The sequence below is a fragment of the Shimia sp. MIT910701 genome, from assembly GCF_047126315.1.
Lineage (GTDB): Bacteria > Pseudomonadota > Alphaproteobacteria > Rhodobacterales > Rhodobacteraceae > Shimia.
Genome location: NZ_CP138953.1, coordinates 1,488,821 through 1,502,812, shown reverse-complemented (window position 1 = coordinate 1,502,812; position 13,992 = coordinate 1,488,821). Strand labels below are relative to the sequence as shown.

The following is a 13,992-nucleotide window of genomic DNA, read 5'->3' as shown; positions in this document are numbered from 1 at the left end:
GGGCAGCCCGCTTCCCAAATTTTGTTATGCGTATTTCGCTTGGATCTCGTCGGAGATGTTCTGCGGAACTGGATCGTAGTGGTCGAACTGCATGGTAAACTGCGCGCGGCCCGAAGACATGGAGCGCAGGTTGTTGATGTAGCCGAACATGTTGGCCAGAGGCACAAATGCATCGATCGCTACAGCGTTACCACGTGGTTCCTGACCGGACACCTGACCACGACGGGAGGTGAGGTCGCCAATGATGCCACCGGTGTATTCTTCCGGTGTGATCACTTCCACTTTCATGATTGGCTCAAGCAGTTTCGCGCCGGCCAGTTTCATGCCTTCACGCATTGCCATACGAGCGGCGATTTCAAAGGCCAGAACGCTGGAGTCCACGTCGTGGAACTTACCGTCGATCAGAGCAACTTTGAAGTCGATCACAGGGAAGCCTGCCAGCGGACCGGAGTCCATAACAGATTGGATACCCTTTTCAACACCCGGGATGTATTCCTTCGGAACAGCACCACCAACGATGCGGCTTTCGAAGGAGTAGCCTTCACCAGCTTCAGTCGGCATGATTTCCATTTTGACTTCAGCGTACTGACCGGAACCACCAGACTGTTTCTTGTGGGTGTAGGTGTGCTCGATGCCTTTGGAGATGGTCTCACGGTAGGCCACCTGTGGCGCACCGATGTTGGCCTCAACCTTGAACTCACGCTTCAGACGATCCACGAGGATGTCCAGGTGAAGTTCGCCCATGCCCTTCATGATGGTCTGACCGGATTCCAGGTCAGTTTCCACGCGGAAGGATGGGTCTTCGGCTGCCAGACGCTGCAGACCCTGAGACATTTTCTCTTGGTCAGCTTTGGTCTTAGGCTCAACAGCAATCTCGATCACCGGATCCGGGAAGGTCATGGTTTCCAGAACAACCGGATCGTTGGTGGCGCAGAGCGTGTCACCAGTGGTTGTGTCTTTCAGACCTGCCAGCGCGATGATGTCACCCGCAAACGCTTCGGTGATTTCCTCACGGTTGTTGGAGTGCATCATCATCATACGACCGATGCGCTCTTTACGACCTTTGGTGGAGTTCAAGAGCGTGTCGCCCTTGTTCAGCACACCGGAGTAGATCCGGGTAAAGGTCAGGGAGCCAACAAACGGGTCGTTCATGATTTTGAACGCCAGGCCGGAGAACGCCATGTCGTCGTCTGCACGACGGGCAATGTTACGCTCTTCGGTTTCATCACCTGGTGCAAAGCCCATGTAATCAACAACGTCCAGTGGGGACGGCAGGTAGTCGATCACAGCGTTGAGCAGAGGCTGAACGCCTTTGTTCTTAAACGCGGAACCGCCGAGAACCGGAACGAAGGACAGAGACAGGGTACCTTTGCGCAGCAGTTTGCGCAGGGTTGGCACGTCAGGCTCTTCGCCTTCCAGGTAGGCTTCCATGGCGTCGTCGTCTTGCTCGACGGCGTTCTCGATCATTTTACCGCGCCATTCGTCGGCCAGATCTTTGAGTTCGTCACGGATAGGTGCTTTCACCCAGCTTGCGCCGAGGTCTTCACCCTGCCACAGCCACTCTTCCATGGTGACCAGGTCAACCAGGCCTTCCAGCTCGGTTTCTGCACCGATTGGGAATGCCACTGGAACAGCGGTTGCACCGGTACGGTCTTCAATCATGCGTACGCAGTTGAAGAAGTCCGCGCCGATTTTGTCCATCTTGTTGACGAACACCATGCGTGGAACCTTGTAGCGGTCAGCCTGACGCCACACGGTTTCGGTCTGTGGTTCAACACCAGCGTTGGCGTCCAGAACACAAACGGCACCATCGAGAACCGCCAGGGAGCGCTCAACTTCAATGGTGAAGTCAACGTGGCCTGGAGTGTCGATGATGTTCAGACGGTGCTTAGGCGTGTCTGCGGTTTGGCCATCTTCGGTGCGCTCCCAGAAGGTGGTCGTCGCAGCGGAAGTGATGGTGATACCACGTTCCTGTTCCTGCTCCATCCAGTCCATGGTGGCTGCACCGTCGTGCACCTCACCGATGTTGTGGGATTTGCCGGTGTAGTACAGGATGCGCTCGGAGCAGGTGGTTTTACCTGCATCGATGTGCGCCATGATACCGAAGTTGCGGTAATGTTCGAGCGTATATTCGCGTGCCATTGGTCTAATGTCCTCTGGGCTTTACCAACGATAATGGCTGAAGGCTTTGTTAGCTTCTGCCATCTTGTGAGTGTCTTCGCGCTTCTTAACGGCGGTACCGCGGGAGTTCACGGCATCCAGAAGTTCGCCTGCAAGGCGTTCTTCCATGGTGTTTTCGTTGCGGCCACGCGCAGCACCAATCAGCCAGCGGATGGCCAGGGCTTCGCGGCGCTCAGGGCGCACTTCGACCGGAACCTGATAGGTGGCACCACCCACACGGCGGGAGCGAACCTCAACCGATGGTTTGATGTTGTCGAGTGCTTCGTGGAACACTTCAACAGGGGCGCGCTTCACCTTGTTTTCAACGCGGTCCAGCGCGTTGTAAACGATCTTTTCGGCAACAGATTTCTTGCCGTCGATCATCAGGTTGTTCATGAATTTGCTCAGGACCTTATCGCCAAATTTGGCGTCAGGCAGAATCTCGCGTTTCTCAGCGGCGTGACGACGTGACATATCAGCCTCTCCTTCTTACTTAGGACGCTTCGCGCCGTACTTGGAACGACGTTGCTTACGGTCTTTGACGCCTTGGGTATCCAGAACACCACGCAGGATGTGGTAACGAACACCCGGAAGGTCTTTTACACGACCGCCGCGGATCAGAACCACGGAGTGTTCCTGAAGGTTGTGGGATTCACCTGGGATGTAGGAGATCACTTCGTAACCGTTGGTCAGGCGCACCTTCGCAACTTTACGCATAGCGGAGTTAGGTTTCTTCGGCGTGGTGGTGTACACACGGGTACATACGCCACGCTTCTGAGGGCACTGCTCCAGGTGCTGCGACTTGGAGCGCTTGATTTTAGGCTGACGCGGTTTGCGGATCAGCTGCTGAATCGTTGGCATAGGGTCTCTTTCCTATTGCTTCCATTTATACGCCGGGCCGAGGCCCAACGCGGTTATCTGTTTTTTCGCAACTTGTGCGGACACAAGCGCAAAAACCGCAATCGTTTCCATTCCGAGGCAAACGACGCGGTGGGGTCTCAGAGGTTGCGGTCTTCAAAGTAGACCGGAACTTGACCACTACAGGTGTGAAACGGCTCAGGGTACACTTCTCCCATTGCCGGATGTTCGCGCGTATATGGGGAGTCGCAGCCCTTGTCAACAGCTGCCCCTGTTGCGCTGGTCCGCGTCCCCTGCCAATGTGCGCCCAACCATAAGAGAGGCAAAAACATGATCGACAGCAGGGACATGCAGATGATTGGTCTGTGCCGGTTCTCCTATCCAGCTTTGGGCGGATTTCAAGTGGAACATGAGACCATCGAGGACCGTATTGCCTTCCTTTATGCCGAAGACCGGCTGGAGGAGCGGTTTCAGTTGATGGAAACGGTGGCCCTGCCCTGTCTGCGCGAGCAGACCGACCAAAATTTCGAGATGATCATCGTGATTGGCGACACTTTGCCCAAGCACCATGTGGACCGTCTACACGACATCACAGCCGACATTCCGCAGATCTCAATTGTGGCCCATGAACCAAAGCCACATCGCCCGCTGATGAAAGAACTGATCAACGGCGCGCGCAAGGATCCCAAGGCGCCTTGCCTGCAGTTCCGCCATGATGATGATGATGCCATTTCGGTGGATTTCTTCGAAAAGTTCCGCGCGGCGGTGAACGCTGTGCCCGGCCTGCTGGAGAACCGCTCTGTCGCCTTTGACTGGAACCGTGGTCTGATTGCCGAGATGAGTGGCGACGGCATTGCCGCCACCGATACCGTGCGCAATCTCTATGTGGCTTCACTGGGCATGTATGTGCGTGGGGGCTGTCCGCTCACAATCATGAACTTCCGCCACGGCATCATGAACCAGTTCATGCCCACTGTGTCTTTCACCGATACACCGATGTGGGTGCGCACCCACAATGGCTACAACGACAGCCGACAGAAGAAGGTCAAACCAGTGCCGGTAGAGCCTTTAACTCCGGAGCAGGAAGCGGAGTTCAAAGCCCGCTTTGCGATCGACGTGGATCAGGTGCGTGCCACGTTTTCCTGAGACAGTTTGCGCCCGCGCAACAAGGTGAACACCCCTGCCCCCACAACAATCGCCGCCCCGGTGAGCGTGATGGGGTCTGGCCAGTCGCCAAACACCACAAAGCCCAGGATCAGCGCCCAGAGCAGCCCGCTGTAGCGGAAGGGCGCGATGAAGCTGACCTCACCCACGCGCATCACCAGGACCGAAAACAGATAGCCGCCCAAGATGAAAAGCGCGGCCCCGCTGAGCAGCATCCATTGGCGGACATCCAAGGTGACCCACTCGCCGCCCAGGCTGGCCGCTCCGGCAAACACCATGACGCCAAGCGAGGCCACCAGTGTCACCGTCAAAGACGGCACATTGGCGGACATTTTGCGTGTCGACAGATCGCGCAAAGTCACAAAGGCCACCGCCACCATGGCGTAGATCGCATATTGGTCAAAGCCATATGGCCCCGGCCGCACAATCAGCAACATGCCGCAGAAACCCGCGGCAATCGCAGAGGCCCGCCGCCAGCCAACAGCCTCACCAAAAAACAATGCGCCACCAAGGGTCACGGTCAAAGGCAAGATTTGCAGGATCGCCGTCACATTGGCCAAGGGCATGTGGTAGAGCGCCGTGATAAAGAAATAGGCCGCGCCGATTTCGGCAACGGTGCGCACAATCACCAGCGCCCAATCCTGACGTGACAGGCCCCAGCGCAGCTTGCCTAAAGACTTGGCCAATCCCCAGATCAAGACTGAGGCCAGTACTCCACGCAGAAACAACATCTGAAACAGTGGCACATCTGTGCCCAGAGACTTCACCAACGTGTCGTTGAACGTAAACGCCGCCATAGAGAGCATCATCAGGAGTGCGCCCTTGGTGTTGTCTGACATCGCCGCCATGTGCCGCCCTTTCCCGTATGCAACCGAGCGACCCTAGGACCACCTCTGTGCTTTGCCAAGACCCCGGTTTCTCATTCCCCAAATATCCTCGCCGAAAGCAAAAGGGCCCCCGGCGTATTGCCGGGGGCCCTTTCAAAAAGCGTTAGGTCGATGGTTTAGTCGAACTCGCGGCTTTCCGGTGTTTCCACCAGACCGCTGTCAAACACATCATCCGCAGTCACATCTTCAACCGGGGCTGCCAAACGTGCGGCGGCTTCCGCCTCCTCACGACGCGCTTCCACAACCACGTTGTCCCGCTCAGACGCGATACGACGTACTTTCTGTGTCGCACCACCGGTACCGGCTGGGATCAGGCGGCCCACGATAACGTTCTCTTTGAGGCCAACCAGCTTGTCTTTCTTACCCTGCACGGAGGCTTCGGTAAGAACGCGGGTGGTCTCCTGGAACGAAGCCGCGGAGATGAAGGACCGGGTCTGAAGCGACGCTTTGGTGATACCAAGCAGGATCGGCTCACCCTGAGCAGGACGGCGGCCTTCGGCCAGCGCCTTCTCGTTGGCGGCGTCAAACTCAGCCTTCTCGACGTGTTCGCCTTTGAGCAGGGTGGTTTCACCAGAGTCCTGGATTTCCCACTTCTGCAACATCTGGCGGACGATCACTTCGATGTGCTTATCGTTGATCTTCACACCTTGCAGTCGATACACGTCCTGCACTTCGTCGATCATGTAATCCGCCAGCGCTTCAACACCCATGATGGAGAGGATGTCGTGCGGTGCCGGGTTACCGTCCATGATGTAGTCACCCTTCTGCACGAAGTCGCCTTCCTGCACTGGGATGTGTTTGCCCTTTGGCACCATGTATTCCACGGTCTCCAGGCTCTCATCAGACGGTTCGATCGCGATGCGGCGCTTGTTCTTGTAGTCGCGGCCAAAGCGCACGTAACCATCGATTTCTGCGATGATCGCGTGATCTTTTGGACGACGCGCTTCGAACAGTTCGGCCACACGTGGCAGACCACCGGTAATGTCTTTGGTTTTTGCACCTTCACGCGGGATACGCGCGATAACGTCACCAGCTTTCACGTCCTGCTGATCTTCAACAGACAGGATCGCGTCCACAGACATTGGGTAGTGAACCGGGTTGCCCGCATCGTTGCGCACAGGCTCGCCATCGGCATCCACCAGGATCACTTCTGGCTTCAGCTCGTTGCCTTTTGGTGCCGCACGCCAGTCAGACACGATCTTCTGTGTCATGCCGGTTGCGTCATCGGTCTCGTCACGCAGGGAGATACCCACGGTCAGATCAACAAACTTCGCCTTACCGTCTTTCTCCGCCAGGATTGGCAAGGTGTACGGATCCCATTCAAACAGCTTGTCGCCAAAGCTGACCGCCTGGCCGTCTTTGACAAACAGCTTGGAACCGTACCCAACCTTGTGGCTGGCACGCTCGTCGCCGTCTTCGCCCTGAATGATCAGCTTCATGTTGCGGCCCATCACCAGGATCTCGCCGTTGGCGTTCTCCAGAGTGTTGGCGTTTTCAAAGACAATCTTGCCTTCCTGGCTTGCTTCCAGGAACGACTGTTGACCACCCTGCGCAACACCACCGATGTGGAAGGTCCGCATCGTCAGCTGTGTACCAGGTTCACCAATCGACTGCGCCGCGATGATACCAACCGCTTCACCGGTGTTCACCAGCGTACCGCGTGCAAGGTCACGACCGTAGCACATGGCACAGACGCCTTCCTCAGCCTCACAGGTCAACGGGCTGCGGATACGGGCATTGGCCACACCAGCTTCGTCAATCGAGTCCGCCATGCGTTCGTCGATCAGCTGACCATGTGCAACCAGCACCTCATCCGTGCCTGGCTTCATGATATCCTCAGCCGCAACACGGCCCAGGATACGCTCTGCCAGAGAGGCCACAACCTCACCGTCGTTCACAGCGGCTTCGGCATTGATGGCATTGTCAGTGCCACAGTCGTGCATACGCACGATGCAGTCCTGCGCCACGTCAACCAGACGACGTGTCAGGTAACCGGAGTTCGCTGTTTTCAGCGCGGTATCAGACAGACCCTTACGGGCACCGTGGGTGGAGTTGAAGTACTCCAGAACGGTCAGACCCTCTTTAAAGTTCGAGATAATCGGGGTCTCGATGATGTCGCCGTTTGGCTTGGCCATCAGGCCGCGCATACCGCCCAGCTGTTTCATCTGTGTGACCGAGCCACGCGCACCGGAGTGGGCCATCATGTAGACCGAGTTTGGCTCCGCTTCGGCGCCGTTCTCGTCAGTCTGCGCCGCGGAGATGGTGCCCATCATCGCGTCGGTGACTTTGTCGTTACACTTGGACCAGGCATCCACAACTTTGTTGTACTTTTCGCCCTGAGTGATCAGGCCGTCCATGTATTGCTGTTCAAAGTCTTTCACCTGATCGCGGGTGTCGTCGACGATGGTCCACTTGTTGTCCGGGATCACCATGTCGTCTTTACCAAACGAGATGCCGGCCTTGAACGCTTCGCGGAAGCCCATGGTCATGATCTGGTCACAGAAGATCACGGACTCTTTCTGACCACAGTAGCGGTAGACGGTGTCAATCACGTTCTGAACGTCTTTCTTCCGCAGCAGCTTGTTCACCAAGGCAAATGGCGCCTTGTTGTTCTGCGGCAGAAGCGCGCCGAGGCGCACACGACCAGGGGTGGTTTCCACACGTTCCACAACTTCCAGACCGTTCTCGTCGATCTGTGGGATACGGGCGTGGATCTTGGCGTGCAGGTGCACTTCGCCAGCGTCCAGCGCGTACTGAACTTCCTCGATGGAGGAGAAGACCATGCCTTCACCTTTCATGCCTTCACGCATGATGGAAGTGTAGTACAGGCCCAAGATCATATCCTGCGACGGAACGATGATTGGTGCACCGTTGGCCGGGGACAGAACGTTGTTGGTGGACATCATCAGAACACGCGCTTCCAGCTGGGCCTCAAGGCTCAGAGGAACGTGAACTGCCATCTGGTCGCCGTCGAAGTCGGCGTTAAACGCAGAACAGACAAGCGGGTGCAGCTGGATCGCCTTACCTTCGATCAGAACCGGCTCAAACGCCTGAATGCCCAAACGGTGCAGCGTAGGCGCACGGTTCAGCATGACAGGGTGTTCGCGGATCACCTCATCGAGGATATCCCAAACTTCGGGACGCTCTTTTTCCACCAGTTTCTTGGCCTGCTTCACAGTAGAGGACAGACCTTTGGCTTCCAGACGCGAGTAGATGAACGGCTTGAACAGCTCGAGCGCCATCTTCTTGGGAAGACCACACTGATGCAGTTTCAGTTCCGGACCGGTCACAATCACCGAACGGCCAGAGAAGTCGACGCGCTTACCCAAAAGGTTCTGACGGAAACGACCCTGCTTACCTTTCAGCATGTCAGACAGCGATTTCAGCGGACGCTTGTTGGCGCCGGTGATCACGCGGCCGCGACGGCCGTTGTCAAACAGCGCATCCACAGATTCCTGCAGCATCCGCTTTTCGTTGCGCACGATAATGTCAGGCGCACGCAGTTCGATCAGACGCTTCAGACGGTTGTTCCGGTTGATCACCCGACGGTAGAGGTCGTTGAGGTCGGACGTCGCAAAGCGGCCACCATCCAGCGGCACCAGCGGGCGCAGCTCTGGTGGGATCACTGGGATCACAGTCAGGATCATCCACTCCGGACGGTTGCCAGACTCAATGAAGCTCTCAACCACTTTCAGACGCTTAATGATCTTCTTTGGCTTCAGTTCACCGGTTGCTTCGGCCAGATCGGCGCGCAGCTGCTCGGCTTCAGATTCCAGATCGATCATGGACAGCATTTCACGGATCGCTTCAGCACCGATGTTGGCGGTGAAGGCGTCCATGCCGTATGCGTCCTGCGCATCCATGTACTCTTCTTCGGTCATCATCTGGCCGTAGGTCAGGTCGGTCAGACCCGGCTCGATAACAACGTAGTTTTCAAAGTACAGCACACGTTCCAGATCACGCAGAGTCATGTCCAGCATCAGGCCGATGCGGGATGGCAGCGATTTCAGGAACCAGATGTGTGCCACTGGCGCGGCCAGCTCGATGTGGCCCATGCGCTCACGGCGCACTTTCTGAAGGGTAACTTCAACACCACATTTTTCGCAGACAACGCCGCGATACTTCATGCGCTTATATTTGCCGCAGAGACATTCGTAGTCTTTGATTGGGCCAAAGATACGCGCACAGAACAGACCGTCACGCTCTGGTTTGAACGTACGGTAGTTGATGGTTTCCGGCTTTTTGATCTCACCGTAGGACCACGACAGGATCCGCTCCGGCGAGGCCAGCGAGACTTTGATCTCGTCAAACGCCTTTTGTGGCGCGAGCGGGTTAAACGGGTTGTTCGTCAGTTCCTGGTTCATTTTGATACCTCAAATTTGGTTGGGAGGAGAGTGGATGGGATGAGGGCTAACGCCCTCACTCACCTTCCTCCGTATCCAGGAGTTCCATATTCAGGCCGAGGCCACGGACTTCTTTCACCAGAACGTTGAACGATTCTGGGACGCCCGCTTCAAAGTTGTCCTCGCCCTTGACGATGCTTTCATAGACCTTGGTCCGGCCTGCCACGTCATCCGACTTCACAGTCAGCATTTCCTGCAGGGTGTAGGCGGCGCCGTAAGCTTCCAGAGCCCAGACTTCCATCTCACCAAAGCGCTGACCACCGAACTGTGCCTTACCACCCAGCGGCTGCTGTGTGACCAGGGAGTACGGACCAGTGGAACGCGCGTGGATTTTGTCATCCACCAGGTGGTGCAGTTTCAGCAGGTACTTGATGCCCACGGTCACAGGGCGGGCAAACTGCTCACCTGTGCGGCCATCAAACAGCTGCGACTGACCAGATTCAGAGAAGCCAGCCCGCACCAGCGCATTGTTCACGTCGCTTTCTTTCGCGCCGTCAAACACTGGGGTCGCGATTGGCACACCGTTAGTGACGTTGCCTGCGGCTTCCAGAAGTTGACCTTCGTTCATGCCGGTGATGCCTTCTTCGTAGACATCGTCGCCATAAGCCAAACGCATCGCTTCACGCACAGGGGTCAGATCGCCGGAGCGACGGTATTCCTGCAACGCTTCGTCCACGTTCACACCCAGACCGCGTGCGGCCCAACCCATGTGGGTTTCCAGGATCTGACCAACGTTCATACGCGAAGGCACCCCCAGTGGGTTCAGACAGAAGTCAACCGGCGTACCGTCTGCGAGGAACGGCATGTCTTCCATAGGCACAACCTTGGAAATAACACCTTTGTTCCCGTGACGACCGGCCATCTTATCGCCCGGCTGAAGCTTACGCTTCACGGCGATGAAGACTTTGACCATCTTCATCACACCAGGGGGCAGGTCGTCGCCACGACGGACTTTCTCGACCTTGTCCTCAAAGCGGTGCTCAAGCGCACGTTTCTGGATCTCGTACTGCTCGTTCAGAGCCTCAACGATCTGGGCGTCTTTCTCATCTTCCAGAGCCAGCTGCCACCACTGACCACGGCTCAGGGAGTTCAGCAGTTCCTCGGAGATTTCCGAGTTTGCTTTCACGCCTTTTGGACCTTTTACAGCCACTTTGCCGAGGATCATGTCTTTCAGACGGGCGTAGATGTTGCGGTCCAGGATCGCCAGTTCGTCGTCACGGTCACGTGCCAGACGTTCGATCTCTTCGCGCTCGATCTGCAACGCACGTTCGTCTTTTTCCACACCGTGGCGGTTAAAGACGCGTACTTCCACAACCGTACCGAAGTCACCTGGCTTCACGCGCAGCGAGGTGTCGCGCACGTCGGAGGCTTTCTCACCAAAGATGGCGCGCAGAAGCTTTTCTTCCGGCGTCATTGGGCTTTCGCCCTTTGGTGTGATCTTACCCACCAGAATGTCGCCTGGCTCCACGTCCGCACCGATGTACACGATACCGGCCTCGTCGAGGTTGCGCAGCGCTTCTTCACCGACGTTTGGAATGTCGCGGGTGATTTCTTCTGGACCCAGCTTGGTGTCACGTGCGGCAACTTCGAATTCTTCGATGTGCACCGAAGTAAATACGTCGTCACGCGCGATGCGCTCGGAGATCAGAATGGAGTCTTCGTAGTTGTAACCGTTCCAAGGCATAAACGCGACAACCACGTTTTTACCCAGAGCCAGTTCACCGATATCGGTGGATGGACCGTCAGCAATCACTTCGCCCTTGGCAACCGTGTCACCCACCTTCACCAGCGGACGCTGGTTGATGCAGGTGTTCTGGTTGGAACGCTGGAACTTGCGCAGACGGTAGATGTCTACACCCGCGTCGCCCAGCTCCAGATCGGAGGTGGCGCGGATCACGATACGCTGTGCATCCACCTGGTCGATGATACCTGCGCGCTTCGCCTGAATGGCCGCGCCGGAGTCGATCGCCACTTTTTCCTCGATACCAGTACCCACCAGTGGTGCTTCCGCACGCAGCAGTGGCACCGCCTGACGTTGCATGTTCGAGCCCATCAGAGCGCGGTTCGCATCGTCGTTTTCAAGGAATGGGATCAGAGAGGCCGCAACAGACACCAGCTGTTTCGGGCTCACGTCGATCAGGTCCACGTTTTCAGAGGCGGCCAGCGTGTATTCGCCGGACTGACGGGTGTTCACGAACTCATTGGTGAACTTGCCGTTTTCGTCCAGAGACGCGTTGGCCTGCGCCACGGTGTGACGCTGCTCTTCGGTTGCGGACATGTAGTTCACCTCATCGGTGACCACGCCGTTCTCAACCTTACGATAAGGTGTTTCGATGAAGCCGTATTTGTTCACGCGGGCAAAAGTCGCCAGCGAGTTGATCAGACCAATGTTTGGACCTTCCGGCGTTTCAATCGGACACATACGACCGTAGTGGGTCGCGTGCACGTCGCGCACCTCAAAGCCTGCACGCTCACGGGTCAGACCGCCTGGGCCCAACGCGGAGAGACGACGCTTGTGCGTCACTTCAGACAGCGGGTTGGTTTGGTCCATGAACTGCGACAGCTGCGAGGAGCCGAAGAATTCACGCACCGCCGCTGCGGCTGGCTTCGCGTTGATCAAATCCTGCGGCATGACCGTGTCGATCTCTACAGAGCTCATACGCTCTTTGATCGCACGTTCCATACGCAGCAGACCCACGCGGTACTGGTTCTCCATCAGTTCACCAACGGAGCGCACACGACGGTTGCCGAGGTGGTCGATGTCGTCCACGTCGCCTTTGCCGTCACGCAGTTCCACCAGCGCCTTGATGCAGGAGATGATGTCTTCTTTGCGCAGGGTCCGCTGGGTGTCTTCCGCATCCAGAGCCAGACGCATGTTCATCTTCACGCGGCCCACCGCGGAGAGGTCATAACGCTCGCTGTCAAAGAACAGGGTGTCAAACAGTGCAGACGCCGCTTCAACGGTGGGTGGCTCACCCGGACGCATCACACGGTAGATGTCCATAAGCGCGGTTTCGCGGCTCATGTTCTTGTCCACCGCCATGGTGTTGCGCATGTATGGACCAACGTTGACGTTGTCGATGTCCAGAACAGGGATATCGGTGAAGCCTGCGTCGATCAGGTCTTTCACGGTACCGCCGATCAGGTCACCGTCTTTGTCGTATTCCAGAGTCAGCTCGTCGCCGGCTTCCACGTAGATCGCACCGGTTTCCTCGTTGATGAGGTCCTCGGCCACGAATTTGCCAACGATGTGCTCAAACGGCACCAGCAGATCGGTAATCTTGCCTTCGTCGATGATCTTCTTAACCGCGCGCGGGGTGACCTTTTTGCCAGCTTCGGCAATGACTTCGCCGGTAGCAGCGTCGATCAGATCCTGCGTTGGACGGGTGCCGCGTACGCGCTCTGGGAAGAACTTGGTGACCCAACCTTTGCTCTTATCCAGCTTGAAGTTCACGGTGTCGTAATAGGCATTCATGATGCCTTCCTGGTCCAGGCCCAGCGCATACAGCAGGGTGGTCACAGGCAGCTTACGACGACGGTCGATGCGGGCGTACACGATGTCTTTGGCGTCAAACTCGAAGTCCAGCCAGGAGCCGCGGTATGGGATGATGCGGCAGGCGAACAGCAGTTTGCCCGAAGAGTGGGTTTTGCCTTTGTCGTGGTCAAAGAACACACCAGGGGAACGGTGCATCTGAGACACGATCACGCGCTCGGTGCCGTTCACCACAAAGGTGCCGTTCTGGGTCATCAGAGGCATGTCGCCCATGAAGACGTCTTGTTCTTTGATGTCCTTAACCGACTTGGCGCCGGTGTCTTCGTCCACATCAAACACGATCAGACGCAGGGTCACCTTCAGCGGTGCGCTGTAGGTCATGTCACGCTGCTGACATTCCTCAACGTCATACTTCGGCTTTTCCAGCTCGTAGTTGACGAATTCCAGAACGGAAGTTTCGTTGAAGTCCTTGATCGGGAATACCGACTGGAACACACCTTTGATGCCTTCGCCGTCTGTCGGCTGCAGCTGATCACCGGATTTCAGGAACAGATCATAAGAAGATTTCTGAACCTCAATCAGGTTCGGCATCTCCAGAACTTCACGGATTTTACCGTAGTATTTACGTAGACGTTTCTGGCCAAGGAAGCTTTGAGCCATGGTCAATGTCACCTTTCGATTCATCATCAACAACATACCGTCGGGCCCCGGCACGTCGCGTCAGTGACGGCGTGGATCAGATCCATTCTCGCCCCCGTCCCACCGGGGTCACTCGATCAAAATCCTGCCTTGGAAAACCTCTTGCTGCGTGCATCGCAGAACCCAAGAGGCTTACCAAGCCGGGGTTTTCACCTGTATTTCAAGGCTTTGTCTTGTTTGTGTCGTCTTTTGAAAGTGTGGGGAGAGTGCCCCAGATCAGCGCCGCCTTATCCAATAAATCCGCAAAGGACAAAAGCGGCCCCGAATCGCTCGAAACCGCAAGAGATTACCGAATATTGAATCAAGCGTGCCTTTGCAACCCCTTGGG

At 56.6% G+C, this 13,992-nt stretch carries 7 protein-coding genes; 1 reads left to right on the top strand and 6 read right to left on the bottom strand.

Features of this window, described 5'->3' with window-relative positions:
- Positions 1-24 precede the first annotated feature (24 nt).
- The 3 genes from fusA to rpsL are packed head-to-tail and all read right to left on the bottom strand — an operon-like array spanning position 25 to position 3,021.
- Positions 25-2,142, bottom strand: a complete 2,118-nt coding sequence (gene fusA, locus SIB38_RS07190; RefSeq protein WP_294117537.1) for an elongation factor G — start codon at positions 2,140-2,142, stop codon at positions 25-27.
- 21 nt (positions 2,143-2,163) lie between these two features.
- Positions 2,164-2,634: a 30S ribosomal protein S7 gene (rpsG, locus tag SIB38_RS07185; RefSeq protein ID WP_132861092.1), complete on the bottom strand. Its 471-nt coding sequence runs from the start codon at positions 2,632-2,634 to the stop codon at positions 2,164-2,166.
- Between the two features lie 15 nt (positions 2,635-2,649).
- Positions 2,650-3,021 carry a 30S ribosomal protein S12 gene (gene rpsL / locus SIB38_RS07180; protein ID WP_054000841.1) on the bottom strand — a complete coding sequence of 124 codons (372 nt, stop codon included), beginning with the start codon at positions 3,019-3,021 and terminating at the stop codon, positions 2,650-2,652.
- 345 nt (positions 3,022-3,366) lie between these two features.
- Between rpsL and SIB38_RS07175 the strand changes: the two genes are divergently transcribed.
- The gene (locus SIB38_RS07175) at positions 3,367-4,164 is read left to right on the top strand and encodes a putative rhamnosyl transferase (protein ID WP_294117869.1); all 798 of its coding nucleotides are present in this window, start codon (positions 3,367-3,369) and stop codon (positions 4,162-4,164) included.
- Here SIB38_RS07175 and SIB38_RS07170 read toward each other — a convergent pair.
- The 3 genes from SIB38_RS07170 to rpoB form a co-directional block, all read right to left on the bottom strand.
- Entirely contained in the window at positions 4,140-5,021 is an 882-nt protein-coding gene (locus tag SIB38_RS07170) for a DMT family transporter (RefSeq protein WP_412552027.1), read from the bottom strand. The two genes, SIB38_RS07175 and SIB38_RS07170, sit on opposite strands and share 25 nt — an antisense overlap.
- Before the next feature lie 164 nt (positions 5,022-5,185).
- On the bottom strand, positions 5,186-9,433 hold the full coding sequence (gene rpoC / locus SIB38_RS07165; protein WP_294117560.1) for a DNA-directed RNA polymerase subunit beta': 4,248 nt from the start codon (positions 9,431-9,433) through the stop codon (positions 5,186-5,188).
- Positions 9,434-9,488: 55 nt separating this feature from the next.
- A complete protein-coding gene (gene rpoB, locus SIB38_RS07160) occupies positions 9,489-13,625 on the bottom strand; it encodes a DNA-directed RNA polymerase subunit beta (RefSeq protein ID WP_294117562.1) in 4,137 nt (1,378 codons plus the stop codon).
- Positions 13,626-13,992: the final 367 nt, after the last annotated feature.